This window comes from Prosthecobacter sp., assembly GCF_044222565.1.
Lineage (GTDB): Bacteria > Verrucomicrobiota > Verrucomicrobiia > Verrucomicrobiales > Verrucomicrobiaceae > Prosthecobacter.
In genome coordinates, this window is sequence record NZ_JBGANA010000003.1 from 334,493 (window position 1) to 359,632 (window position 25,140).

The window sequence follows — 25,140 nt, forward strand, 5'->3', positions numbered from 1 at the left end:
AGGGATTCAACTGAAGGCGGAGGTGGGCGGGACGTCCCATGGCATGGCGGGAGCAGCGGGTTGTGCTTCGTATCTAGGACGTGGGGCGGGAAGGGTGAAGCGATTGAGAGAGATGCCGAGGAAGACCCAGAAGAGGGAGAAGCCGCCAAAGACATTGCCGACATACAAGAAGACGAGGCAGCCGAGAAGAACGGCGCGTGCGGTGAAGACGAAGGGATCTTTGCCGCCAAGCTTGATGCGGCGCGTGAGCTCGCCCCAGATCTGAGCCATGGCGGCGAAGAAGGCGATGCCACCGATCCAGCCGAACTGGCTGAAGACTTCAATGTAACCGCTGTCGCACCAGCCCTCTTTGGCACCACCGCCGATGCGGCCTGCGCCGATGCCGGAGCTGCCGAGACCGAGGCCGAGCGGATGCTGAGCGATCCACGGAATGCCGTGGGTGAAGATTTCCATGCGGCCCTGGAAGGAGCCGTCGTTTTGGATGTCAGCGACGGTTTCGAGGCGCTTTTGAATGCGCTCCGAGCCGGGCATGTGTTCAAGGCCGTAGCTGCCACCAATGGCCATGAGTGCGGCAAAGAAGAGCACACGGCCCATGCCACGACCTTTTGACAGAGCGGGCTGCAGGATGACCACGAGTCCCACAATGATGAACATGCTGCGGCTCATGGTGAGGAGCACGACGGAGAAGAGAAGAGCGACGGTGAACATGCCGCCGATGATGCGCCAACGGGGATGAAGGATCATGGGGATGGCGGCCCAGGCGAGGAAGCCGGCGCAGGGGCCGCGCTCGTGCATGGTGGAGAAGACGGACATCTCGGTGGGGCGCAGCTGGCCGAGATAGCCGACAAAATTCACGGCGGTGACCCAGAAGGCATCCCATGGAGGAATGGTGAGGTATTGATACCAACCGTAGATGGCGACGATGAGCGCGGCATAGCCGGAAGACTTCAGCCAGCGGTCGGCGGTGCGTGAAGAAACAGGAGCGGTGGCTGCGAAGAGAAAGGCGCCGAAGCCGGCCATCCACTCGCCAAGCGAATACACGGCGCCGACGCCTGAATTCATAAAGCCAATGACCATGCCGTGGGCGAGAGCGAGCATGATGAGATTGGCTATCTTGCGGCTGCGGGGAGTGAGGAGATGGAAATTGGAGAAGGCAGGGAGGAGAAGCAGGGCACTGACGACCAGCGGTGTGAGGCTGATGGTGGAAAGGGGATTGAAGGCACCATTGAAGTAATAGTCCACCAAGCGACGGATGCCGCGATTCAACGCGACGACGAAGAACACATAATCCAGCAGATAACTCGAACGCGATGCCGCGAGGAAGAACGCGGGCAGGACGATCAAGATGGCAATGATGTATTCCATGATCAGTGAGAGGCCAGTCCAGGAGAGGGCAGGGGAGTGGAGTCTTCCGCGGTGGGCTGTGCGTCTGGTTTCAGGCTGCCGATTGAGGGATTGCGGCCGACCCAGGCCATCACGGGTGCGAACCAGGAGGAAGGGACATAAGCGAAGCGCTCAATGTTGCGTGTGCCGATTTCTTTGGCGGGATTGCCGCCGACGACAGCGAAGGGGCGGACGTCTTTGACGACGACGGCACCTGCGGCGACAACAGCGCCGCGACCGATGGTGACGCCTTTCAGGATCATGGCGTCGGTGGCGATCCAGGCGTGATCTTCAATGACGATGGGCGTGAAGATGTGATCGTAGGTGGGGGAGTGGATGTCATGCGAACCGGTGATGATGCGGACGCCGTCATTGATGACGACGTAGTCGCCGATCCGAATGCTGGCGTGGGCCTGCATGCGGGCGACGCCGATGCAGCAGCATTCGCCGACGGAGAGATTGGAGGCGTCTCCATGCACAGTGAGTTTTGCCAGCACGGTGGAGGGCGGGATGTGCGCGCCACGGAGACGGAGGCGCAGGGTTTGCAGGCAGTAGCCAAGCAAGCCGGGGAGAGTGCAGACGCGCTTGAGCCAGGTTTTGACCCATGCGGGGCTGAAGAGACGTGGCTTTAAGCGATGACGATAGAGAAAGGTGATCATCTGTTTTTAAGTTTCAACTTTGCTCTGAGGCGGGCCATAGAGGCCGCTAGCATTTGATTTCGCTGACGTGAGCGGCCGGCTCTGCGAGGATGGTTTTGGGATGGCCACTGAAGCATTGGCGGATGGCAGCCAGGCGACCGGAGAAGGTGGCGGCGAAGCGCCGCATGGGCTGTGACTTTGGACGCAGGAGGATGTCCGTGGCGCGAGCGAGGCCGGGGCAGACGTGGCTGCCGATGAGGGCCTGCCAGAGGAACATGGTGAGGCGGGTGAGGCCGCGGCCGTGTTTGAGGATGACGAAGGTTTCGTTGTAAGCGATGTCGCTGGTGCCTTCGAAATTGAAGATGCCGCGATGGACGGTGTCGCCATCGTGACGAGGGGCGACGTTATGGATGACGCCGACGGTGGGATCGAAGATCATGCGCAGTTTCTTTGCGCGGGCTTGAAGACCGAGGGCGAGCTCCCAATTGACCTGGGCGCCTTTGCCGCGAAGGCCGCGCTCGAAGCCGCAGCTGTGCAGGAAGTCGGCATTGTAGAGGCAGTTTGATCCGCGCAGGACCTGCACCGGGCGGGCGGTACCACCGCCGCGATGATGACCACCGGTGATGCGGCCGAACCAGTGGATCTGACCCACGTCCTGGATGAGCGGCTCGGTGCGGCGCATCTCGGGGTAGTCCATGAGGAGATCTTTGCCGCCTGCGGCTATGACGTCTGAGCGAGAGTGAAGATGGCCGAGCATGGTGCTGAGCCAGTGTGATGGGATTTCCACATCGTCATCGAGAAGGGCGATCCATTCGGAGCGGCACATGGCGAGGCAGGAATTCATGGAGCCGACGACACCGACGCCGCGTGCTTCGACGGCATGCACGGGAAGGGTGCTTTCGAATTCGTGAAGGAGGGTGCGGCTGAGATCGTCATCGGCGCGGATGCCCACGTAGATTTGAGTGGGGGAAGTTTCTTGTTTGCTGAGAGCGACGAGGCATTTGCGAAGGTCATCGGGGCGCTTCAGCGTGGGGATGATGACGTCGATGGTGGGTTGCTTCATCTTGATGTGGGAATGTCTGGCATGAGGCTGAGCGCCGGTGGAAGAGTGGAGGATGGTGATAAGCTCCGCGGTAATCTCCTTGAGAGCGAAGCAGGTCTCCGCGAGTTCGCGTGATGCGCGGGCATCCATGACGGGAAGGCGTGCCATGCGGGAGAAAGCCTTGGCGAGTGTTTGAGGGCGGTCGTCTTCGAGATGGATGTCGCGGGAGCAGAGGAAGTCGGCATTGCCATTGGTGTGGCCGACGATGACGGGGAGGCCGCAGGCCTGGGCTTCGGAGACTGAGGAGCCGAAGTTTTCTTCGTCGCTGGGCTGAACGAGGACATCGTGCTGATGGAGCAGCGCGGGGACTTCGGTGCGAGGTAGGGATTTGATCCAGCGCAGACGATCAGGGAAGGGGAAGGACTCGATGAGTTTTTCGTAACCGGGAACGAAGCCGGTGCCGCCGACGATGGTGGCGCGGATGCGCAGGCCCTGGCGGATGGCGAGCTCAAGGCCCTGGAGGAAGAGATCGAGGCGCTTGCGCGGGATGATGCGCCCGAGCCAGACGACACGGAGTTCGTCATGATGCGTCTTGGTTTCGCTGGAGGGCTGGAAGAGGCTGAGATCGATGGGATAGGGAAGCGCGGACGTTTGCGAGGGCTTTACGCCGTAGAGTTCATGCAGCGTTTTTTGCGACTGGGTGCTGCCGACGATGATGTGGTCTGAATAGCGCAGGGGTGGCAGGCCGAGAGAGGAGAGGCGGAGCTTGGCGAGGAGGAACCACTGCAGGGCTTTGCGAAAGCCGGCGAGTCTGCGGATTTCGCTGAAACGTGAGACGATGGAGCGTGCGTCGGTGCCGGGAGGGCCCTGCGCGAAGCTGATCATCGGCAGATTTTTCACACGGCCTGGGACGTAGTCGCCGAGCCAGAGGCAGATGTCGTAGCTGCGCGATTCATGCTCCTGACGGATTTTTTTGAGAAGCAGACTGGTGTAGGTGGCGCAGTCGAAGCGGCAGGCGAGGAAGCCGAGAAGAGGGATGCGCTGGACCTTTGCGCGGAAGCGATCGGGGCGGACGTTGTCGGTTTCGATGAAGCGAAAGCTGGCGTGTTCGCCGACACAGGGGCGGGGATCGACGAAGGAGGACTTTGAGAAGAAGTCCACCTCGTGGCCGGCATCGAGCAATGAGCGGAGGAGCAGCGCATTGGCGGAGGCGACACTGCCGGCCTGTTCGGAGACGTATCCTGTTGCGGCGATTTTCATGGGACCAGTGGGAGATGATTAAAGACCGTAGCGACGGGGGACATTGCCGAGGGTCTGCTGCAGCTCCCAGAAGGGGCTGCGCGAGGAGCGTGAGTGCTTCCAGAGCCAGGAGGGGAGCAGCCAGAGATACCAGGCGAACTCATGGGCGAAGAGCAGCGCGGCGCGGAGGGTATCGAGCGAAGGGCGCTGACCGCGGAAGCGCGAGAGAATGACGAGTGCGACGTGCTTGGTGAGGAGGAAGGAGAGCGGGATGGGATCGGCACCGAGATCGAGACTGGAGATAACGCGCGGCTCCCAGCGGCGGGCGAGGGCGAGGGCTTTGGGGAGAGGCCTGCGTGGGTGATGGACGAGTGCGTCTTTAACGAAACCGCATTGCTCGCCCTGGGCCTGAAGGCGGGAGCAGTACTCCATGTCTTCGAAGGAGGGGAAGTAGCGGCCGTCGAAGCCTTCGGTTTTTTCATACAGCGCGCGACGAATGGCGAAGTTGCATGAGGGGAAGATTTGAAGGGGGCCGAGGACTTCGGGGGCTTCGAGGAGGATGGTGGTCTGTTCCGGGGTGGCGACGGTGAGGCCGTGGAAGAAGGTTTTGTCTGCTGCGGTTTCGAAGGCGGAGAGGTAGGCCGCGAGGAAACCAGGAGATGGTATGACATCATCGTCGATGAAGATGAGCCATTCGGCGGAGGCGAGACGAGCGCCGGCATTGCGATTGGCACCGGGGCCGCAGCGAGGGCCGAAGGCGATTTTTACTGCGGGGAATTCGGCGGCGAGGAGTTTCTGCGTGCGATCATCGCGGCTGTCATCTGACACGATCACTTCGCAGGGATGCTGCTGGAGCTGCGGCTGCAAGGCGCGAAGGCAGCGCTCGAGATCGGCGGGGCGATTGCAGGTGGGGATGATGATGGTGGCGTGGATCATTGGGGATCAGTTTGGGGAGGCGATGTTCCAGGCCTTGAGATGGCAGGCGACCGTCTGCGCGGTGGTGTAGTGGCGCTGCTGGTGTGCGAAGCCAGCCTGGCCCATGGCGAGGCGCCCGGTGGGGTGCATCAACAGCCGCAGCAGGCTTGCGGCCAACTGCTGCGGCTGCTGATCAGCCCACACACCTGTGACGCCGTTCTCCACAAGCTCACGGCTTGCTGGAGCGGTGCCGCAAATGACTGGTTTGCCGTAGGACCATGCCTCGACGTAAACGATGCCGAAGGATTCATGGGCCGAGGGGAGGGCGAAGATGTCGCAGGCGGCATAAGCGTCGGCTTTTTCCTGCTCAGATGGGCAGCCGAGATCGCGGATGTTTTTGGAGGGAATCTGAGCGAGGCGGGCCTGATCGGCATCGCCGGGGCCGGCGAGGAGGAGGACTGCGTCGGGGCATTGCTGAAGAACGAGAGGCCAAGCTTCGAGCAAGGCGGGGTAGCCTTTGCCGACATCGCGGCGGCCGAGAAAGAGGACGGTGGGGCGGTCGGCGAGATTGAGCTTGGCGCGAAGGCGTGGGCCGTCGCCGTCGGTTCGGCACATGGGAGGGAGGCCGCAGCGAATGAGTTTGGATTCGGGGACGCCGAGTTTGGCGAGGTGATTGCGCTCGTAGTCGCTCTGGCAGAAGACGGCGTCGGCCTGACGATAGAAGCGCACGTCGATGCGGTCATCGCCCCAGTCGCCGGGATGGACAGCGGGCCAGATGGTGAAGCGCATGCCTTTCTTTTTGGCGAGACGAGCGGCGGCGAGGCCCATGAAATCCCAGCCGGTGCCGACGAAGTGAAGCTGGCCGGTGCCGGAGATGGCACCCTGGAATGAGGACTCGGACCAGGCATTGCCAGCGAGGCTCTCCAAGGCACCGTGAAGGGCAGGGCGTGGAGCGAGCTTGTAGAAGATGCGGCGAAGGATGTGCCAGGGGAGCTTGGAGGAGAGCTTGGTTTTTTTCCAGGAGACGTCGTGAGTTGGGCCGCAGGCGTTGGTCTGCACGAAGCCGAACCAGCCGGGAAGGCCGAGTGCGGAGAGGGCATCGGCAAGCTGACGCTGGTAGCTGGCGAGGCCGCCAGTCTGGCTGGGATCGTTGATGGAAAGGATGCCGGTCATGAAAGTGAGGGCAAAATTTTTTAGGCGGTGACGGGGCGCCATTGGACCCAGAAGCGTTTGTCGATGAGGCGAAGGGCCTGATTGAGGAGGCGCACGGGGAGAGGCCAATGGCCGCGCTTGGCGGCGGCGGCGCGGCGAGCGGCGAGCTGCTGATCCCATTCCTGGCGTTCGGCACGGGTGAGGAACTGGAAGAAGAGATCGTTGATGGGCTTTGGCTCATCGAGCAGGCCGCCTGCATAGTGCATGAGGTAGGGCTTGCTGCCGGGAGCTTTCCAGAGGTGCTCGTAGCTGTCGGGATAATCACCTGCCCAGGTGGACTCCATGTGGTGAGGGGGGAGGGTGAGATTGACCATCGGCACATCGGTGCTGAGCACGAAGAGATTGGTGCCGGGCTGATCGTGCAGGGAGAAGTCGAGGCAGGCGGCGCGGTTGGCGGGGCGCTCGGCGAATTCGATGAGGCTCTCTTGCGTGTAGAGTGCGCGGTCACAGGCGTATTGACCGGCGCAAAAGATGTTTTTCTGCCAGGTGGAGTGTTTCCTGGCGAGGAAGGCTTTGGATTCTTCGCAGACGGTCCACTGGGGTTTGTTCCATTCGGTGCAGGCGACGACGAATCCGGTGTGGTTCTCCAGCGCTTTTGTGGGATCACTGAGGAAGACGAGGTCGCTGTCACAGTATTGATAGTTGGACATCGTCAGCGGCAGATACTTGCGCATCATGGGATGAGCGCAGCGGCGGGCGATCCATGCGTAGAACTCGGGGTTCTCGAGCCAGGTGCTGTTCTTCGGCAGGTCGAAGCGTTCGTCGTTATAGGGGATAACTTCGAGGGGGAGATCGCAGCCGGTGGCGCGGAGGGAGCGCTCCATGGCGAGGAAATCGAGGCGGACCTTTGAACTGGCGAGGGTGATGATGCGTTCGAGGATCATGAGAGTGCGAGGTTTGAAAAATCTCAGGCGCCGGCGAGCAGGCCGCGGAGCTGGGAGATCACGCGCTGCTTGAAAGCACCGAGGCGGACGCGGCGCTGTGAATGGCGGAGGCGGTCGATGGGGCCGTGGCGGACGTCATGCTGACGGAGGGAAGAAGGGCAGGGCGGAAGGGAGCATTTGCGCCGCGCCGCTTTGAAGGCGTCGAAACGGGCGTGTTGCGCGACCTTGTTTAAGAGATCGATCCAGAGGGAAGTGGTGTGCTCGACAGAGAAGTCCGCAGCAATACGAGCGCGAGCGGCGGAGGAGAGTTTTTCCCAGAGAGCGGTGTCGGTGCTCAGGGTGGCGATAGCGTCATCGAAGCTTGCAGCTCTGTCGCTGACGATGAGGCCGGTCTGGTGGTCTTTGACGAGTTCGCCGATGCCGCTTTGCATTTTCAAACAGACGGGGACGACACCCGCGGCCATCGCCTCCATGACGCAGACGGGAAGACCTTCGTAGTCGGAGAGCAATACCAGAGAATGACTTTGGGCGAGCACCTCGAAGACTTCGCTGCTGGAGATGGGGGCGAGGAGCTTTACGCGGCCTTCGGGCGATCTGGCGTGAAGGATCTCGGCGACTTGTTCGCGCTCGGCGCCATCGCCAATGATCCAGGCCTGCACCTGAGGGTGGAGAGAAGCGACGCGGCAGAGAGAATCGGCAACGGCGCAGATTTGTTTTTGCTCGTTCACGAGGCGGCCGAGATAGACGATGCGGAAGACATCGGCGGGCTTGGATGCGGTGCGTGAGGGCAGGGGGACGCCGCAGGGAATGATCTGGCGCAGGGGGCTGGAGACAACGAGTGAGTCGAGAAATTTTGAGACGGAGACGACCCCGGAAAGGCGCCATTCCTCGGGGCCATTGACGAACTGGTCGAGGATGCCGTGATACATGCTGTCGTCGGAATGCAGGACGCCGAGAGTGGCGCCGCCGCAGGCCTTCACATGTGCGGCGGTGTAGTAGGCAGGGACGATGGCGTTCGGAATGTAGATGGCGGGCTGATCCAACTGCGCCCATTTCCAGAGGAGCTGGGCGGCGGTGTCGGTGGAGATAGGCCATTCTGCGGAGCGGCAGGTGATGCCCTGCGCGCGCAAGGCTTTTTCATTGGCACCTGTCTCGCTGCCATGACGGAGCAGGTGGACGACGACTTCAAATCCGGCGGCCTGCCAAAGAGGTGCGATGCGCTGCACCCAGGTGGAGACGCCACCGACATCCTTGGGTGAATCGTTATGGCAGATGACAATCTTCATGAGAGTGAATTCAGGCGCAAGCGGTCTGTGCGGCTGCGACGACGGAAGAAGCGGGGGCCTGATCCGGGCATTGGGCGACGTGGCGAAGATTGCGCCAGAGGTCCTTGGCGATCTGCTGCCAGTCGAGATGGGTGGTGGCGTGCTCGCGGCAGTGAAGGCGTGCGGCTGCTAGGGCGGCGGGAGTGTCGATCAGCTTGCGCACGGCATCGGCGTGGGATCTGGCGCAGTGCGGGCTGGCGAGGAGACCGCATTCTGCGGGGAGGTAATCCTGCAGGCCGCCCGCATTGGAAGAGACGATGGGAAGGCCCGCGGAGAGGGCTTCGATGACTGCGTTATTGGCGGTGGCATCGACTATGGGGAGGAAGAGGAGGGTGGCCTGCTGATACAGGCCCCGGAGGGTTTCGGCGCTGATGCCGGCATGCCAGCGCACGCGCTGATCGCGCGCGAGACGCATGTGGGAGTCGCTGTTGCGCGCGCCGCGAGGCACGACGCAGTCGAGCGTGACATCGGGACGCCACTGCCAGATGAGCTCCATGCTGTCGGCGAGCGTTTGGAAATCGCGCAGCCACTGGCCGACGAAGAGGAGGCGAGGGGAAACGGAAGGTGCGACGGAACCGGGAGTGAAGAAGCCGAGATCCACGCCGTGATGGATCTTGAGCACGGGCCTGTCGGTGAGGGATTCAAAGAAGTCGCTCTGCTCCTCGCAAAGGGTGACGATGCTGCCGAGGCGGGCATAAGCGTCGGGCTGCTGCCAGTGGAGGCGATGCCAGGATGGGGGCTGATGAAAGCAGACGATGAGACGCTTCTGCAACTCTTCGGGTGCATTGCAAAAAGTGGCGCCGAGCTGGTTCTCTCCGGCGGAGAGAAGGGCGAGAGACTCGGGATGATCACGCAAGAAACGCAGCACCTTCACTGCGGCGATTTCGTGGCGGACACCGACGAAGGGGCTGGGGGCGGGAGATGAAGAGCGCTCAAGACCGGCGATGCGGCGGAGCTTTGCCACCATGCGCGTGAGCGTGCCGGGAGGCGGCGGCTCAGCGGGCAGGGGCAGGTCAACCACCTCGGCGGGGTGCTGGGCCTTCAAGGCGGTGAAGAGGGCGTCGAAACCGCTGACGGCGGACATGTGGCCCCAGGTCTCACGGACATAACCGAGATGGGAGATGAATGAATTCATTTGGAAGAGCGGTTGAAGGCGGAGCGCAGATCGCTGCGCCAGCAGGTGTTCATTTCCTCGACGGCGGCGACGGCCTGACGCGCGCCTTCCTGAACGGCGGCGCGGTCGTCGATGTATTTGTGGCAGGCGGCGGTGAAGTCCGCGCTGGAGTCGGTCATTTCCAAGCCTCTGCCGACGTAGTCCTCGATGCCTTCACAGGCGATGGAGGTGCCGATGGTGGCGCGACCGTAGGCCATGGACTCGATGGTCTTGATCTTCAGGCCCGTGCCAGCCTGCATGGGATTGATGGTGAAATCCACGCTGTCGTAGAAGCTGCGAGTGGAGGACACCGGGCCGAGAAGCCTGCCGCCTGCGAACGGAGTTAACGCGCGGCAGATGCCACCGGCGACGTGAAGCTCAGCGGAGGGGGTGCGGGCATGGACCTGAGGCCAGACTTCATTCAGGAACCATGTGAAGGATTTGACGTTGAGCGGGTTGTCCGAGGACAGGTAGCCGATGCGAGGAGGGCCGCCTGCCGGAAGCTGCAAGGGCTGGGTCTCGCTGATGTGGCCCACGGTGAAGACGGCGGCCTGCTCGCCAGCGAGGGAGCGGAAGAAGCCCGCCTCCTTGTTTTGGATGGCCAGAATGCGGTCGGCGCGCTTCAGGGCGTGGGCTTCGTCCGCCTCGTGGGTGGAGAACCACTGATCCGCGATACCAGCTTCTGCCAGACGCTGGTTTCTGTTGGAAAAAACATCATGAGTGTCCAGGATGCGAAGGCTGCCGGGGAAGCACTCGAGGAAGGCTGAGTGGAAGACGTACTCGACCAGAACGACGTCATATTTTTCCCGGCGTTGCAGTTTTTTGGCTTCATCCATCCAGCGATGTTGCATCCAGCGGTCCACGGAGACGTCGGTGCCCTGGCGGAGGTTTTTGTCGCTGCCGTTGAGCTTGTTCCAGCGGCGTTGGAGACGCTCACCGATGGTGTTTTTCCCAGCAAAGGCGAAGTCCCAGGCCCAGCGGTCCACGCAGGGCAGGGTGCCCGCCTTTTCCTCAGGGGTCATGTTCACCCCGGCGAAGTGGAGCTCAAAGCCAAGCGACTTGAGCTCAGCAATCAGGGATTTGACCCGAGCGCGGTTGCCCAGGAAGGGCGGGCCGCAGCCCACTTCCGAGATCAGCAGCAGCTTGGAACGGTGGTTCATGAGTGCGCGTCCGGGGTGTGGCGATCAAGCGGCTTTGGCAAGCAGAGCGTCGATCATTTCGAAGTTCTTCAAGGCGAGGGCCTTCTGTTTGACGGAACCCTTTGCCGCCGCCGCAGCATAGGCCTCGCGGTTCTGCCAGGCGTTGTCGAGCTTGGCAAAGGCGGAGGGGACATTGAAGAGATCTGAGACGGGGATCACGAGATCGGAGGAGTTCAGGGATGATCCTTCCATGACGGCGGCGGTGATGCCCTCCGCCTTGATGGAGTAGCCGACGGGGACGGTGCAGCGGCCAGTGGAAAGACCGGCGATGGCGGCATGCATGCGCTCGGCAACGACCATCTCACTGCGGGAGACGAGGCCTTTGAATTCGGCGGCGCTGAGATCTTCTGCAAACACGCGGACGCGGCGGTCAAAGCCAAGCTCGCGAGCGATCCAGGAAGAGACGACGCGGTCATCGGCACCGGGTTCCTGCACATGCGGGATGATGGCGACGCGCACGTTCCACCGATCAAGCATGAGCTTGATGAGCTGCACCCATGCCTCACGATGCGCTTCGTAATTGTTGCCGGTCCAGCCGCAGATGGATTCGCTGATGGAGAGGGCGACCCAGGGGCCTTCGCTGGCAGGCATGTGCTGATCAGCGATGGTGGTGTCGGGGTCGAGGAGGAATGCGGTGTCCGCGGTGACGGGCAGGCGATCAGCGGGAGAGCCGAGCTTTTCAGTGAGGTAATTGCGGGAGCTGGCTTCGCGCAGGGTGATGAGCGAGGCGTTCTTTTCGGCTTCGTTCCAGATGGCGGCGTCTTCATCGCATTTGAAGCGACCGACGGACTGTCCGATGAGCGCGATGGGGACGTCGTTTTGCAGGGCCCAATGAACGGGCGAGCAGAAGTGATTCAGAGAGGCGGTGCCGTAGTCCGAGCTGAAGAGGTCTCCGCCGCTGACGATGACGAGATCCGCCTTGTCGAAGGGCATATCGAGATCGGGTTTGCCGGGTTCTGCCTTTTTAGGTGCGGCGGGTTTGAGGAATTTCTGAGAGGCGCGCTTGGCGACGAGCTGCATCAAGGTGGGGCCGGTGGAGCCAGCGGGCTTGCGCCAGCTGCCACTCTGCAGGTAAGAGTCCTGCACGTAACTGACACGGGAATCGGGAAGGCGAGCCGAATCATAAGCGGGCGACCAGGTGACGATTTGAATATTGGCGTCTGGATAACGCGAGGTGAGCTGGTTCACGGTGGGGCGAACGAGCGCCTCTACACCCCGATTGCGGAATCCGGTCACGCCGGTGATAATGATGTTCATAGGGATAAGAGTGGTGGTTGAAGGAGATCAAGCCGCTGTCAGAGCGGGACGGGGAGCCTTTTTGATCGCACGCATGAAGGGCAGTTCGATGTAGCGGTAAGACAGGGTGGCCAGACCCAGGACGAGAGGGAGGCTGATGGCTCCGGTGGCCAGGAAACAGGACTGCCAGGTGTGAATGCCGAAGTGCCGAACCGCTGCCCATTCCACAAAGATGATCACCGGATTGTGCAGCAGGTAGATGCTGTAAGAGATGCTGCCGACGAAGAGCGCGAGGGGGGACTCCAGCGTCCGTCTGGCGAGCTTGTTCAATAGGCCGGTGTTCCCTGCGTCGCTGTCAATCATGTAGCATAACACGAAGGTCCAGACCACAAGAGGCAGCGCATCTCCGATCACTTCTTCGAAGCCGATTCCGAGCAGCTTTACCGCATGGCCACGGGCGAGCAGCAGGGACAGCACAAGGGCCACGGGAAGGAGGGGGACCTTGATGAAATCCTGAAGGCGGGCCTCCAGGCAATACGAGCGCAAATGGTAAGACAGGATGCCGAGCAGGAACCACTCAATGTTGAAGGGAAGAAAGGCGCCGTGGGTACTCCATGGCAGACCATTGGAGGGCGGAAAGATGAAGCTTCTGAACAACATCACCGCGAAGACGCCGAGGCAGACTTTGACCAGGTGCCTGCGCAACGGCTGCAAAAGGTAGCAGAGAAGCGGAGCGATGAGGTAGAACTGAAACTCGAGGGAAAGGCTCCAGGCAACCCCATTGAAGGCAACCGAGACGTAGGGCAGGACGGAGTTTGGAACGACACCGTTCGTCATCGTGAAATCGCATGCTGCGTAGGCGATGATGTTGGAGTCAAATGCCTGCCAGCATTTGTTGAAATAGGAGAGAAGGTCCTGATCAAAAAAAGCGGGCCACCAGGTGGTGAGCAGTTCTCCGCGCATGGGATGAACAATGATGCCGAGGAGCACACCAAAGAACAAAACCGGGTAGATCCTGAAGAAACGGCGGCGCACATAAGAGCCGTATGATTCAGGGCGCTGGTGGACGAGGAGAGCGATGACAAAGCCGCTCAAAATCATGAACAAATTCACCGCGTGATGACCGCTGGTTAACAGGCTTATGACGGGAAGTCCCAAAAGGGGATGGCCGCTGAACTGAAACAAGTGAGTGACGACGACCCACATGGCCAGATAGCCGCGAAGGCCTTCGAGGGCTTGGATTTTGCCGCGCGATGAGGATTCAGACATGACAGTGTTCGGGGTTACGGCAGGAGCTTGCGGCGCATCTCCAGAGAAGGGAGTTCGCAGGCGTCGCCACTCTTGAGCGGCATGAGGTGGCGCCAGCGTGCGACCCTGCGATAGATGGCGTCGCGGACGAAACGGGGGACGACGGTGGCGAGAGCGGCGATGTCCGCCCATAGGGAGGTTTTGCCGAGGACGTGGAGGACGGCGTCCGAGCGCTCCATGACCCTGCCATCGTCAACGACGATGATGGTCCACTCGGCGCGCTGCTCAGGAAGCTCGATGCGGTGCTCGCGGGCGGTCATGCCATTGAGGGGGGCGAAGCGGATAAGTCCGGCCTTGTCTGCCTTGGCCACGTGGCGGATGAAGCCGTCGCAGAGGCCGCAGGCGGCATCGTAGAAAACGAGCAAAGGTTTGCCGGACTCGGTGGCGGGCTGCCACTTGCGGTCCACATACCAGCCCATGACAGGAAGAAGCAGGAGAAGCATGTTCTGCCAGAAGAAGATGTTCATGGTCAGAAGAATCGAGGCATGGAAGAGCCAGAGGGAGAGGACGATGGGCCAGACCAGGCGGCGAACCAGGACCGCGAGAGGGGCGGCGAGCTCCAGAATGGTGGCCATGGGGAAGGCGACTTTGAGGAAGAGCTCGAAGAGGGGCTGGTGAAGGAGATCGCGAGCGAGGCTGAAGTCCCAGAAGTTCCACTTCGTGCTGTGCTGGAGGGCGTAGAACGTCATGGCATTGGTGCCATAGACGCGCCAGTCTGAGGTCTGCAGGCGAGCGACGCCGATGAAGAAATAAGTCAGCAGGATCATGAAGCAAAGACTGCGCAGGAGGACACGGCTGACGGTGCCGGCATCCTCCAGAGGAGTATTTTTCCAGAGCAGCGAATTTAAAGAAAAGGCGGCGAAGGAGTGACTGCTGAGGAAGAAGAAGAGCACATGAAGCCCCAGAAGCTCCTGATGATTGACATGACCGCCGAAGCCACGTGCGATGCCGTGGAAAAAGGTTGTGCCAAGCAGGGCGAGGCCGGTGACGAGCCAGGCCCTGCCAAGACCCAAGAGCCCGAGCAGCAGGACGACACCATAGGCGAGGGAGAAACCATGGAGGAACGAGCCCTGAAGCATGGAGTGAAGCCATGAAGCAGGCAGCCAGGCCAGGACACCACGCGGGAGAAAGGCCGCCGCGGGCATGGCGGCAAGAGCCGGGACATTGTCGAGGAGGAGGTCCGCCAGAAGAATGGTATAAACTAATACCCTGGCGATACCGAGGTGGGCGGACGTGCCTTGTTTAAAGATCATGGCTGGTCTGGGGAGCAGGTGTAAACCCTTTTGCTGCCTGGCACAGCAAAGGCGGCGGGAACGACGGTGCCCGGCTGAAGGGGGAGTGTGCGCTTCCAGAGCTCGATGCGGATCACCTGCTGCTGAGGATGCAGCTGGTTGTGACGCACGAGAATTCCTTCAGCAAAAGCATCCAAAGCGCGAGTGACCGCAGGGTCCGCCGGCTGATTATCAAGGGGGAGCTGATCGCCGAGTGCGTGAGTTTTGGAGAACAGAACCACGGCATTTGTGGTGAGAAACAAGTGGGCGGGATTGATCTCGACAGGCTGTCCCGCAGCAGTGATGCCGCGCCAGTCATAGAGGCTTGCAGAATCCAAGGAATGGGTGAACCCGGCAAACATGGCCCAGCGGGTGAAGGGGAAGGGCTCGTGCTTTTGAGGATACTTGTATTGATCGCGCGTCGTGATCTGCGCGGTGGCCTCGACCACGAAGAGGGCGGCGACTGCGATGATGACAGGATGAAAACGGGAGAGCTGACCGCGAGCCTTCTGCATGGCGGGATGACGCCAGAAAAGGAGGAGAATGCCGAACACAGCAACGGCTTCAGCGACGAGCTTGGCGTTTTCGAAGATCAGCATTTTCATAAGAAAATCAGGCGGCGATTTTGGTTTCGATCTCGCGGACGGGCATTTTGTAGGCGCACCACATGTAGGGCGCGCCTTCGACGGTGACCTGCGCGTAGCCGACGGCGTGGACGAGGGTTTCCTGCTTGTTGCTGGCGAAGATGGCCAGATTTAAAGAGTAGATGCCGTGGGCGAGATCGACGCGGTCGATGGTGAGAGCGAGTTCGGAACTGCCTTCGGGGATTTCTTCGAGGTGTGCTGAGAAGTCTGCCTGACCGGAGGTGGTGCCGGCGAGGTCGATGAAATTGACGAAGGCGATGCCGACGGGCAAACGCTGCTCTGACTTGACGCGAAGCTTGATGACGAGAGAGGAGCCGGCCTGCACCTTCATCTGAGCGGAACTGTCGTCGAAGGTGACGGACTGGATGGAGTCGTGCGTCTGCAGGGTGCACTGGTTGCTGGATTTGGCGGCCTGCAGGTTGTTGTAGCGGTCGATGGCTTCGTTGGTGGTGCCGTAGTAGAGGCTGCGTCCTGATGCCATGAGCATGGCGGCGGTGCAGATGCGGGCCATCTGGCTCTGATCGTGCGAAACGAAGATGATGGCGCAGTCGCGTGCGATGGAGCCGATGCGTTTGAAGCATTTGGCGCGGAAGGCGGCATCTCCCACGGCGAGGACTTCATCGAGGATGAGGACATCCGGCTTCATGGCGGTGGCGACTGCGAAGCCGAGACGAACCTGCATGCCGGAGCTGTAGGTCTGGACGGGGGCGTCGATGAATTCGCGGATCTCGGCGAAGTCGATGATGCTGTCGAGCTGGGCATCGATCTCCTTCTTGGTGAGGCCAAGGATGGCGGCGTTGATGTAGATGTTTTCGCGACCGGTGAGAATGGGATTAAAGCCGGCACCGAGCGCGATCAGGGCGCCGACGCGGCCGCGCATGGTGATGGAGCCGGAGTCCGGCTTGATGAGGCCGTTGAGAATTTTGAGCAGGGTGGTCTTGCCCGCGCCGTTGTGACCGATGAGACCAAGGCACTCGCCACGGCGGAGCTGGAAAGAGACATCATGGACGGCCCAGAACTCGCTGGGGCGCAGATCGTCTTCATTTGGCAGCGCGGCGGCTGTGTTGGAAGTGGTGGCTCTCTGCCATGGGTTCATTTCGGTGAAGACATCCTTGATGCCGTACCAGAGGGAGCGCTTGAGATCGCGGCAGAATTTTTTGGAGACATGCCGGACATCGACCAGCACATCGTCTGACCGGGCGGGCGCTAGGGCGGCGGCTCCGGAGGAACGGCTTGCGTCCAACGGTTTCTCAATGGGAGTGGTGGTGGTCAGCATGACGGTGATGGGGGGGAGGGTGCGAGCAGCGGCGTTTGAGGGGGACCCAGTTGCGGCGCAACTGGGCTACTTTAACCACCCATGCGGGCGATGAGGTGGGGCATGGCGAGGCGGAAGGCGATGAGTCCGGCGAAGGCCACGATGAGGGAGGCGAAGGTGATGATGGTGAAGGGCAGGAGCAGAGTGAGATCCTGGCCAGAGAGGGTTTCGCGGGCGGTGACCATGAGAGGGGAGATGGGATTCCAGGTGGCGAGCATACCAGCGAGGCCTTCCGTCCTGGCAGGATATACCACCGGGGTCAGGAGCATGAGGAACTGGGCGAAGATGGGGATGCTTTTGGAGACATCTCCATAAAGGGTGCCGATGGGGGCCATGGCGAGGCCGATGGCGCTGCCGCAGAGGAGGAGGCCGCCGAGCGCGACGGGGAAGAAGGCCAGGGTGGCATTTACTGGCACCTGCCACCAGATCATGACACCCACGAGCAAAACCATGCGAACTGCGAAGTTGAAGAGCACCATGTAGAAGCCTGCGAGCAGGATCGCCTCACGCGGGAAATTGATTTTGGCGAGCATGGATTTGGCCGCGTTGAGGCTCTGCACCGGCCCGGTGACGGCATCCACGAAGCCCTGCCAGAGGAGTGTGCCCATCATGGCAAAGGCGGGGTAGGGGATGCTGCCGGTGTCGATCTCGACGATACCCTGGGAATTCAGGAAGATGAATGTCAGGGAGGCGACGAGCGGCGGCAGGAAGGCCCAGACGTAGCCGAGGCAGGTCTGGCGATACTGCGCGCTAAGATCACGGACAAACAGACGCCAGGCGAGCTCGCGTCCGGCCATGATGTCTGCGAACAAGGCCTTGAAGAGCTTGAGGGGACTGCCGAGCAAAGGCTCGGGTGAGTAGGTGCGTTCGGCCAAGGGCATGGTGATAGAGCATGGGTGTCCCATAATTTTTTGATGAGTGAGCGAGTGGTAGCGCGATCTGCCGTTTCGCGGAGATCTATTGAAATCGACCCTGTCGAGCTGAGGGACTAGGCCTTCAGTTCAACCGGCAGCGGTTTGCCGATGCTGTACACTTTGAAGCCGATCTGACGGAGCTTCGCGTGGTCGAGCAGGCTGCGGCCATCGAAGATCCAGGCGGGTTTCACCATGGACTGATAGATGGCTTCGAAGTCGAGCTGACGGAATTCATCCCACTCGGTGAGGACCAGCAGGGCATGTGCACCTACGGCGGCCTGAGCTGCGCTGGTGGCGAACTCAACGTTGCTATTGGTGCTTTCGATGCCGAGGTCCGCGCAGATCTGCGCAGGTCCGACTTTGGGATCGTAGATGGAGAGATTGGCGCGCTCCTCGAGGAGATCCTGGCAGACGAAGATGGCGGCGGATTCGCGGGTGTCGTTCGTGTCCTTTTTGAAGGCGAAACCGAGGACGCCGATGCGCTTGCCAGTGACGGTGTTGAAGAGGGTGTGCAGAACGCGTTCCGCGAAGCGATGCTTCTGCCAGTCGTTCATCTTGATGACCTGGTCCCAGTAGGCGGCGACTTCCGGAATGCCGAAATGCCCGCAGAGGTAGACGAGATTGAGGACGTCTTTCTGGAAGCAGGAACCGCCGAAGCCGACGGAGGACTTGAGGAACTTGGGTCCGATACGGGAGTCCGTGCCGATGGCGCGTGCGACTTCATCGACATCGGCGCCGGTTTTTTCGCAGAGGGCGGAGATGCTGTTGATGGAGGAGATGCGCTGGGCGAGGAAGGCATTGGCGACGAGCTTGGAGAGCTCCGAGGACCACAGGTTGGTGGTGAGGATGCGCTCGCGGGGAACCCAGTTGGCGTAGACGCTGACGAGGGCCTCGACGGCGGCGAGGCCGCCTTCTGTCTGCTCGCCACCGATGAGGATGCGGTCCGGCATGGTGAGGTCTGCGACGGCGGTGCCTTCGGCGAGGAACTCTGGATTGGAGAGCACCTGATGCTTCAGGCCTTTTTCACTGGAGGTGAGAATGGTCTGGATGGCCTCTGCGGTGCGCACAGGAATGGTGCTCTTTTCAACGATGATCTTCGGAGTCTCGGCGACTTCCGCGATGGTGCGGGCGACGGATTCGACGAAGCGGAGGTCGGCGGCGCGGTGGGCACCGACGCCGAAGGTCTTGGTGGGGGTGTTGACGCTGACGAAGATGATGTCGGCGGCCTTGATGCCCTCTTTGACTTCGGTGGTGAAGAAGAGGTTCTTGCCGCGTGAGCCGCGCACGAGGTCGTCCAGGCCAGGCTCATACACGGGGAGTTCGTCTGAATTCCAGGCGGCGATACGCTGGGCATTGAGGTCCACCACATCGACGCGGATGTGGGGGCACTTGGCGGCGATCATCGCCATGGTAGGTCCGCCGACGTAGCCGGCACCGATGCAGCAAATTCTCATAAGGGGTTTAGAGAGGGTAAATTAGTTAAGGGTCAGCTTTTTGAGCGGGGCTTTCATCGGGCGGGGCTGTTTGGCCGCCGGGCCGGAGAGCAGTTGCGCGAAATAAGCAATGGTGCGGTCCAGACCTTCGGACAAGGGGATTTTAGGCTCCCAGCCTAAGCGGGTCTTGGCGAGCGTGATGTCCGGCTGGCGCTGCTTGGGATCGTCCGCAGGGAGGGGGCGGAAGACGATCTTGGATTTGCCGCCGACTTTGGCGAGGACGAGTTCGGCGAGCTCGAGCATGGTGAATTCGCCGGGGTTGCCGATATTGACGGGGCCGGTGAAGTCATCAGTGTCCATGAACTTCATGAAGCCGGCGATTAGATCGTCCACGTAGCAGAAGCTGCGGGTCTGCTGGCCGTCGCCGTAGATGGTGATGTCGTTGCCTTTGAGGGCCTGGACGATGAAGTTGGAGACGACGCGACCGTCGTCCGGGAGCATGCGGGGGCCGTAGGTGTTGAAGATGCGGACGACGCGGATGTCCACGCCGTTTTGGCGGTGGTAGTCGAAGAAGAGGGTTTCGGCGACACGCTTGCCTTCATCGTAGCAGGAACGGGGGCCGATGGTGTTGACGTGGCCCCAGTAGCTCTCGGGCTGGGGGTGGACTTCGGGGTCGCCGTAGATTTCTGAGGTGGAAGCCTGGAAGACCCGGGCCTGGAGGCGGCGGGCGAGGCCGAGGACATTGATGGCGCCCATCACCGAGGTCTTGATGGTTTTGATGGCGTTGTATTGATAGTGGGGAGGGGAGGCGGGGCAGGCGAGATTGTAGATCTGATCGACCTCCACATTGATCGGCTGGGTGATGTCATGACGCATGAACTCGAAGTTCGGGTGATTCATGAGGTGGGCGATGTTCTGCTTGCGACCGGTGAAGAGGTTGTCCGCGCAAATGATTTCGTTTTCCTGCTCGAGGAGGCGTTCGCAGAGATGGGAACCGAGGAAACCGGCTCCGCCAGTGATGAGGATGCGCTTTTTCATGGGATTAGTTCGAGTATTTAGTTATTTAGGAGAGGAAGGGCGCTGGAAGGCGGTGCTGGCCGGGGGACGAGGCGGTTGATTTACCCGTTGAGAGGCTAGAGTTAAAGCACAACTTCATAATCAGCGGTGGCTTGTTGTAACGTTTCCTGAGCAAATTCAATCAAGCTGCCGCCATTGGTTGAGGCTGTGCTCCCCCCGGCTTGCTTTTGAACTTCCATAAGCATCCGTTACCGTTAGAAGAACTCCACTCACTGACGGTTCAGATGTCGCTAAGGGTAGTCTTAGTGCTGGTCAGGTTGACCGCAGGGGAGGGGTGGGGGCAGACTGGTGCATCACCAACCTCATCTCCATTTTTCGCTTTATTGCGCTCGCTTCAGTTGCGTTGCTTGTGTGTGTATTGCCCGGGTCCAATGAGAAACTGCCGGGGTCCACCCATTCCCTCCTGGCATGGATGGCGTGCGCAGGATTTACGTGCTGGGTGATCGCGAGGTGTCTTGAATGGAAAGCCCCCCGTACGCACGAGAAAGCGGTGTGGGGGATCGCAGCAGGGATCGCGGGGTATGGATGGGTGATGACGTGTTTTCCGAGAGCAATGGCCGAGCGAGCTACGGGTGCGATCCTGGAACTGGATCAAAGCTGGTGGATGGCGTTTGGGACACTGGATCAAACAGCTTCCATTCAAGCCATGATTTCCATATCGATTGCGATCATGGTTTTCATCATGGCGATGGATTTTGCGTCAGAACGGTTGGCACGGTATGTTTTGGCGCTGGCCGTGACGGCGGCGGGTTTTATCACCGCAATTGCGGGACTTTGTCTTCACTCATCGGGAGAGCTGACGGCACTGTGGCAGGTGAAGCATGTGCCGGATTCGGTTTTTGGGCTGTTTTGGTACCACGGCAATGCGGCGGCGTTTTTGAACCTGACCTGGCCGGTGGGCGTGTGGCTGGGGGCGCTGCTGCTGCAACGGGGGCTGAGAAATTTCAAGCAGCAGATGATGCTGTCGCTTCTGGTGGTGGCGGTGATGCTGCAGGTGATCGCGGTGTTTGTGAATGTGTCGAAGATGGGGCACCTGCTGCTGACCGCGGAGATGGTGATGCTGGTGGTGTCGGGACTGCTGGTATGGAAGCCGGACATGGCGGCGCTGCCGTTCGGGAACTGGAGGACGCTCTTGCTGATCTTGATCGGCCTGGGGCTGCTGGGAGCGGGGGCGTGGCTGAGCGGCGCCGGGGCGGGGCTGGAGAGGTGGAATGTTTTTGCGACACGGCATTTTGATGATCCTGCCAGGAGACATGCGGCAATCATGGCACTGCAGATGGGGTGGGACCATGGGTGGACTGGGACGGGGCCGGGGACTTTTGAATGGGTCTCGGTGCATTATTCGGCGCTGGATCCGATCCTGGCGCCGGGGAGATGGCGGCATGCTCACAATGACTACACGGAGTTTTTTGCCGAATGGGGATGGCCGGGGGTGATGTTCTTTGTGCTGCTGCTGGCGTTTCCTGTGAGGCGGTGGTGTTTGACTCTGCGGCAGGTGTTTTCAAAAAATCCACGGCTCGGGATGTCATTCCAGCGCAAGGCTGGACAGATCTGCTTTACGGTGGCGATTGTTTCGACGCTGCTGCATGCGTTCGTGGATTTTCCACTGCAGATCGATGCGACGCGTCATCTGTTTGCGGTGATGATGGGAATGGTGATGGCGATGACGACATCGTCCGCGCCCAATCCTTCGAAGAGGGAAACACCAAGGCGTGAGTGGCTGACGCAGGCGGAGATGGGCGAGGATTTGAGCAGGCCGCTTACCACATATCTGAGGGTGGACTAAAGGATTGCTGATTGGAATGTAAGGACTGCGATTCTGGAATTTATAGTTGCTGCGGGGGAAGGTTGCTGCATGCAAGACGCCCTTAATCAAAGAGTCAGTGGATGGACCCCCTTCTTTATCCTGGTGGATGGAATTGCGACGGCGAGCGCCTATTTCGGAGCTTTTGTCCTTGCCCAATTGCTGCCGCCTGACAGCCTGAATCTGGTGCTGGCGCCGCCTTCCAAAGAAGGGGTGCTGCTGGCGCTGGGCATCATCGGGCTGCTGCTGCACACGCTGATCTGGTCCCGAGACGGCCACTACATGTTCCAACTGCTGAACGGGAGGATGCTGAGAATCTGCGCGGCACAGATTTTGTTCGTGGCGCTGACGGTGTTCTTTTACCTGGGGATCTGGCGGAACTATGACATGTCCCGCAAGCTGATGCTGACCTTCCTGGCACTGCTGGGGCCATGCCTGCTGGTGGGGAAGGTGATGTTCATGAAAATGCTGCGTGCTATGGGGGCAAGAATCCAGCCGAGGCTGCGGATTCTGGCCGTGTGTGACGAAAATGGTGAGGCTGCGACCCGGCAGTGGTTCAGCAACAAGACGCTGCTGGGCATTCACCTCTGCGATGTGCTGGCCATCGAGACGGACGCGAGCCAGGAATCGTTCCTGGAGCACCAGTTGGAAGAGGCGCTGAAGCGTGATCGTCCGAATCTGCTGATCTGGCGCCTGCCCACGAACGCGGCACGCACGGAGAGGATCCGGCAGATTGCAGAATCGCACGGCACACATCTGGCGGTGGATCTGCTGCCGATCGTGGGGGAAATGGGAGCGGTGCAACTGATGGAGTACTCGCAGATGAAGCTGGTGAGCCTGCACAAGCATCCGCTGGTGAGTCCGGCACACCGTTTCCTGAAGCGCACGCTGGACATCTGCATCAGTCTGCCGGTGGTGGTGCTGGTGCTGCCCTTCCTGTGCCTTGGCGTGTGGCTGGTGCACCGGTTCTTCTCTCCCGGCCCACTGTTCTTCAAGCAGTCGCGCTCCGGGGCGGACGGCCAGATGTTCAAGATTTACAAGTTCCGCACCATGACGGTGAACCATGGCCGCGAGAGCGTGCAGGCCCGTGCCAATGACTCGCGCATCTTCACCGGTGGCGGGCTGATGCGGAAGCTGAGCATCGATGAGATGCCTCAGTTCCTGAACGTGCTGTTTGGAGACATGTCCGTGGTGGGGCCCCGGCCGCACATGGCGGAGCACGATGCGTTGTTTGCCCTGGAATGCAGCCAGTATGCCCTGCGCCACACGGTGAAGCCTGGAGTGACCGGCCTAGCCCAGGTGCGTGGTCATCGCGGACCGGTGGATAACTCCAGCGAGATCAAGCATCGTGTGACTTCGGACATCGAGTACTGCCAGAACTGGTCGTTCTACCTCGATCTGGAGATCATTGCCCGGACCTTTCTGCATGTGTTTTCGTTTCATGCGAAGTCCTGCTGAGGAGTGTGCGAGTGTTTCTGTTGAGTGAGTCAGTCAGTGGTGAACAAGAACAGTCCAGCTGCCCGCAGCTGGGCTGTTTTGTTTTTGGACCTGAGCGAGCATACAACCTCACTCCCCGATCTGGACCCACAAGTGGCCTAGGGCTTTCTCTCCGCGGGTGTTGGTGTGCTGGACGGTGACGATGTAGTCGCCGGGTTTGGCGAAGGTGTGGTTGGTGATGGCGTAGCCGTCTTTGGCGAGGGCTTTGGCGTTGCCGTCGGACTTGACGGTGACGGGGGCGGTGCCGTCGCCAAAGTCCCAGGTCTCGCCACCGGCATCGCGGAAGGTGCGGACCTTGAAGGTGATGTCCTGGCCGGGCTTGAGGTTCATGGTGGGGAAGAAGCTCGGGTGGATGGCTGGAGGGATGTTCACGAGGTCGTCTCCGATGACCTGCACGATGGCAAAGTCGTAGCTGGTGTGGCCGGCGTCGTCGGTGATCTTGAGGATCTCGCTGGTGCTGCCGGGTTTCGTGTAGGTGCGCTCAAAGGTGGCCGTGTTCTGTTTGGTGCCGTCTGAGAGCGTCCACTCATAGCTGGCGATCTTGCCGGAGGCGGCCCAGGATTTGGAGGCATCGAGCGTGATGGTCTCGCCGACACGGATGAAGTGATGCGGGCGCGCCACGGCGATGACGGCGGGCTTTTGCTCACGCAAGTAGCTCTGCCAGGCGAAGGCGTAGGCGTCCTGCGTGCCCCACTTGCCGGAGGGCAGGCGGCTTTTGATGCCGAAGTGCAGGTGCGACCAGCCGCCGCTGGCGCCTTCCTTGCCCAGCAGGCCCATGCGCTGGCCCATCTGCACGCGGGTGCCGGGCTGGATGGCGTCATCAATGCTGTGGAAGTGGCTGTAGCGGTAATACCAGCCGCGTGAGTCGAGCACATAGACGACGTCATAGCGCGGACGCACGGGCGTGAGGGAGTAGCCGTCGAGTGTCTTGTCGCGTGCGCTGACGACGAGGCCATCGGTGGCGGCGACGACTTCCACGAGGCCTTCGCAGCCGCCGAAGTCGAGGTCGTTGTGGTAGTAGATCTTTTTGCGATCGGGCTTGTCGCCGCCATCCACGTAGGTGGGCTCGTTGGAGAATTGAGTGCTGGTGGCAAACCAGCGCTGCTTGAGCGGATAGACAAAGGTGCCGGGCTCGATCCATGGCGAGCCCGCGGGCCATAGGCGCAGGCGTGCATCGGCCTCCAAGCCCCAGGAGTCCTCGCTGCTGTTCGCATTGTAGCCGCGGGTGATGGGGCAGTCGATCTGCACACCGCCGACCGATTGTGGCAGGTGGTAGGTGGCGCTGGTGAGCCAGGCCTCCTTGCCATTCACCTCCACCTTCACGCGGGCCTCGCGCACGGCGTGGGCCATGGAGTCGGTCTTTTCCTGGAGGTCGAGCAGCTTCACTTTGGCGATGCTGCCGTCGGCGAGTTTGACCTCGGCGGCTTCGCCGATGCGGAGGTCCACGGCGCGAAGGGTGGGCTGGGCTGTGGGCTCGGGTGGCGCGGCATGCAGCGGTAGCTGGCAGAATGCGGTGGCGATGAGGGCCAGAATGGGACGTGATGTTTTCATGGAAGGTGGCAGTTCAAAAGGGGCTCGCGCGGTCAGGCTGTGACATGGGCGAGCGGTTGGCTCTGTGAGCAGGCATAGAACGCACTTCGCGAGGCGGCTT

At 60.9% G+C, this 25,140-nt stretch carries 20 protein-coding genes; 2 read left to right on the forward strand and 18 right to left on the reverse strand.

The window, feature by feature from the left end; all coding sequences use genetic code 11:
• Nucleotides 1–6 precede the first annotated feature (6 nt).
• The 17 genes from ACILSR_RS05890 to ACILSR_RS05970 form a co-directional block, all read right to left on the reverse strand.
• Nucleotides 7–1,365 carry an O-antigen ligase family protein gene (locus tag ACILSR_RS05890; RefSeq protein WP_395748805.1) on the reverse strand — a complete coding sequence of 453 codons (1,359 nt, stop codon included), beginning with the start codon at nt 1,363–1,365 and terminating at the stop codon, nt 7–9.
• Between the two features lie 2 nt (nt 1,366–1,367).
• Nucleotides 1,368–2,042 (reverse strand): acyltransferase, encoded by a 675-nt coding sequence (locus tag ACILSR_RS05895; RefSeq protein ID WP_395748806.1) that lies wholly within the window; start codon nt 2,040–2,042, stop codon nt 1,368–1,370.
• Between the two features lie 46 nt (nt 2,043–2,088).
• The gene (locus ACILSR_RS05900) at nt 2,089–4,323 is read right to left on the reverse strand and encodes a glycosyltransferase (protein WP_395748807.1); all 2,235 of its coding nucleotides are present in this window, start codon (nt 4,321–4,323) and stop codon (nt 2,089–2,091) included.
• An 18-nt stretch (nt 4,324–4,341) separates the two neighbouring features.
• Complete coding sequence (locus ACILSR_RS05905) at nt 4,342–5,238, reverse strand: glycosyltransferase family 2 protein (protein ID WP_395748808.1); 897 nt, start codon at nt 5,236–5,238, stop codon at nt 4,342–4,344.
• 6 nt (nt 5,239–5,244) lie between these two features.
• Nucleotides 5,245–6,390, reverse strand: a complete 1,146-nt coding sequence (locus ACILSR_RS05910; RefSeq protein WP_395748809.1) for a glycosyltransferase family 4 protein — start codon at nt 6,388–6,390, stop codon at nt 5,245–5,247.
• 20 nt (nt 6,391–6,410) lie between these two features.
• A complete protein-coding gene (locus ACILSR_RS05915) occupies nt 6,411–7,313 on the reverse strand; it encodes a hypothetical protein (RefSeq protein ID WP_395748810.1) in 903 nt (300 codons plus the stop codon).
• Between the two features lie 23 nt (nt 7,314–7,336).
• Nucleotides 7,337–8,599: a glycosyltransferase family 4 protein gene (locus tag ACILSR_RS05920; RefSeq protein ID WP_395748811.1), complete on the reverse strand. Its 1,263-nt coding sequence runs from the start codon at nt 8,597–8,599 to the stop codon at nt 7,337–7,339.
• Nucleotides 8,600–8,609: 10 nt separating this feature from the next.
• A complete protein-coding gene (locus tag ACILSR_RS05925; RefSeq protein WP_395748812.1) occupies nt 8,610–9,773 on the reverse strand; it encodes a glycosyltransferase family 4 protein in 1,164 nt (387 codons plus the stop codon).
• A complete protein-coding gene (locus ACILSR_RS05930) occupies nt 9,770–10,951 on the reverse strand; it encodes a glycosyltransferase (RefSeq protein ID WP_395748813.1) in 1,182 nt (393 codons plus the stop codon). The genes ACILSR_RS05925 and ACILSR_RS05930 overlap by 4 nt, the downstream gene beginning before the upstream one ends.
• Before the next feature lie 24 nt (nt 10,952–10,975).
• Complete coding sequence (locus ACILSR_RS05935) at nt 10,976–12,247, reverse strand: polysaccharide pyruvyl transferase family protein (protein ID WP_395748814.1); 1,272 nt, start codon at nt 12,245–12,247, stop codon at nt 10,976–10,978.
• A 27-nt stretch (nt 12,248–12,274) separates the two neighbouring features.
• Nucleotides 12,275–13,495, reverse strand: a complete 1,221-nt coding sequence (locus tag ACILSR_RS05940; RefSeq protein WP_395748815.1) for an acyltransferase family protein — start codon at nt 13,493–13,495, stop codon at nt 12,275–12,277.
• Nucleotides 13,496–13,509: 14 nt separating this feature from the next.
• A complete protein-coding gene (locus ACILSR_RS05945; protein ID WP_395748816.1) occupies nt 13,510–14,787 on the reverse strand; it encodes a thiol-disulfide oxidoreductase DCC family protein in 1,278 nt (425 codons plus the stop codon).
• Nucleotides 14,784–15,410: a hypothetical protein gene (locus ACILSR_RS05950; RefSeq protein WP_395748817.1), complete on the reverse strand. Its 627-nt coding sequence runs from the start codon at nt 15,408–15,410 to the stop codon at nt 14,784–14,786. Before ACILSR_RS05950 ends, ACILSR_RS05945 begins: the two co-directional genes overlap by 4 nt.
• A 7-nt stretch (nt 15,411–15,417) precedes the next feature.
• Entirely contained in the window at nt 15,418–16,725 is a 1,308-nt protein-coding gene (locus ACILSR_RS05955) for a polysaccharide ABC transporter ATP-binding protein (RefSeq protein ID WP_395748818.1), read from the reverse strand.
• A gap of 71 nt (nt 16,726–16,796) precedes the next feature.
• The gene (locus ACILSR_RS05960; protein ID WP_395748819.1) at nt 16,797–17,645 is read right to left on the reverse strand and encodes an ABC transporter permease; all 849 of its coding nucleotides are present in this window, start codon (nt 17,643–17,645) and stop codon (nt 16,797–16,799) included.
• 107 nt (nt 17,646–17,752) lie between these two features.
• Nucleotides 17,753–19,132, reverse strand: a complete 1,380-nt coding sequence (locus ACILSR_RS05965) for a UDP-glucose 6-dehydrogenase (protein WP_395748820.1) — start codon at nt 19,130–19,132, stop codon at nt 17,753–17,755.
• A gap of 21 nt (nt 19,133–19,153) precedes the next feature.
• Nucleotides 19,154–20,149, reverse strand: a complete 996-nt coding sequence (locus ACILSR_RS05970; protein ID WP_395748821.1) for a UDP-glucuronic acid decarboxylase family protein — start codon at nt 20,147–20,149, stop codon at nt 19,154–19,156.
• A 685-nt stretch (nt 20,150–20,834) separates the two neighbouring features.
• Here ACILSR_RS05970 and ACILSR_RS05975 point away from each other — a divergent pair.
• Nucleotides 20,835–21,974, forward strand: a complete 1,140-nt coding sequence (locus tag ACILSR_RS05975; protein ID WP_395748822.1) for an O-antigen ligase family protein — start codon at nt 20,835–20,837, stop codon at nt 21,972–21,974.
• A gap of 69 nt (nt 21,975–22,043) precedes the next feature.
• Nucleotides 22,044–23,450, forward strand: coding sequence for an exopolysaccharide biosynthesis polyprenyl glycosylphosphotransferase (locus ACILSR_RS05980; protein WP_395748823.1), 1,407 nt, complete (start codon nt 22,044–22,046; stop codon nt 23,448–23,450).
• Nucleotides 23,451–23,558: 108 nt separating this feature from the next.
• Here ACILSR_RS05980 and ACILSR_RS05985 read toward each other — a convergent pair whose 3' ends face one another.
• The gene (locus ACILSR_RS05985; RefSeq protein ID WP_395748824.1) at nt 23,559–25,040 is read right to left on the reverse strand and encodes a PKD domain-containing protein; all 1,482 of its coding nucleotides are present in this window, start codon (nt 25,038–25,040) and stop codon (nt 23,559–23,561) included.
• Nucleotides 25,041–25,140 lie beyond the last annotated feature (100 nt).

Excerpts from the sequence above, each read along its gene's own strand:
- ACILSR_RS05890 (WP_395748805.1), bottom strand. The coding sequence starts at position 1,365 with ATGGAATACATCATTGCCATCTTGATCGTCCTGCCCGCGTTCTTCCTC.
- ACILSR_RS05895 (WP_395748806.1), bottom strand. The coding sequence starts at position 2,042 with ATGATCACCTTTCTCTATCGTCATCGCTTAAAGCCACGTCTCTTCAGC.
- ACILSR_RS05900 (WP_395748807.1), bottom strand. The coding sequence starts at position 4,323 with ATGAAAATCGCCGCAACAGGATACGTCTCCGAACAGGCCGGCAGTGTC.
- ACILSR_RS05905 (WP_395748808.1), bottom strand. The coding sequence starts at position 5,238 with ATGATCCACGCCACCATCATCATCCCCACCTGCAATCGCCCCGCCGAT.
- ACILSR_RS05910 (WP_395748809.1), bottom strand. The coding sequence starts at position 6,390 with ATGACCGGCATCCTTTCCATCAACGATCCCAGCCAGACTGGCGGCCTC.
- ACILSR_RS05915 (WP_395748810.1), bottom strand. The coding sequence starts at position 7,313 with ATGATCCTCGAACGCATCATCACCCTCGCCAGTTCAAAGGTCCGCCTC.
- ACILSR_RS05920 (WP_395748811.1), bottom strand. The coding sequence starts at position 8,599 with ATGAAGATTGTCATCTGCCATAACGATTCACCCAAGGATGTCGGTGGC.
- ACILSR_RS05925 (WP_395748812.1), bottom strand. The coding sequence starts at position 9,773 with ATGAATTCATTCATCTCCCATCTCGGTTATGTCCGTGAGACCTGGGGC.
- ACILSR_RS05930 (WP_395748813.1), bottom strand. The coding sequence starts at position 10,951 with ATGAACCACCGTTCCAAGCTGCTGCTGATCTCGGAAGTGGGCTGCGGC.
- ACILSR_RS05935 (WP_395748814.1), bottom strand. The coding sequence starts at position 12,247 with ATGAACATCATTATCACCGGCGTGACCGGATTCCGCAATCGGGGTGTA.
- ACILSR_RS05940 (WP_395748815.1), bottom strand. The coding sequence starts at position 13,495 with ATGTCTGAATCCTCATCGCGCGGCAAAATCCAAGCCCTCGAAGGCCTT.
- ACILSR_RS05945 (WP_395748816.1), bottom strand. The coding sequence starts at position 14,787 with ATGATCTTTAAACAAGGCACGTCCGCCCACCTCGGTATCGCCAGGGTA.
- ACILSR_RS05950 (WP_395748817.1), bottom strand. The coding sequence starts at position 15,410 with ATGAAAATGCTGATCTTCGAAAACGCCAAGCTCGTCGCTGAAGCCGTT.
- ACILSR_RS05955 (WP_395748818.1), bottom strand. The coding sequence starts at position 16,725 with ATGCTGACCACCACCACTCCCATTGAGAAACCGTTGGACGCAAGCCGT.
- ACILSR_RS05960 (WP_395748819.1), bottom strand. The coding sequence starts at position 17,645 with ATGCCCTTGGCCGAACGCACCTACTCACCCGAGCCTTTGCTCGGCAGT.
- ACILSR_RS05965 (WP_395748820.1), bottom strand. The coding sequence starts at position 19,132 with ATGAGAATTTGCTGCATCGGTGCCGGCTACGTCGGCGGACCTACCATG.
- ACILSR_RS05970 (WP_395748821.1), bottom strand. The coding sequence starts at position 20,149 with ATGAAAAAGCGCATCCTCATCACTGGCGGAGCCGGTTTCCTCGGTTCC.
- ACILSR_RS05975 (WP_395748822.1), top strand. The coding sequence starts at position 20,835 with ATGATTTCCATATCGATTGCGATCATGGTTTTCATCATGGCGATGGAT.
- ACILSR_RS05980 (WP_395748823.1), top strand. The coding sequence starts at position 22,044 with ATGCAAGACGCCCTTAATCAAAGAGTCAGTGGATGGACCCCCTTCTTT.
- ACILSR_RS05985 (WP_395748824.1), bottom strand. The coding sequence starts at position 25,040 with ATGAAAACATCACGTCCCATTCTGGCCCTCATCGCCACCGCATTCTGC.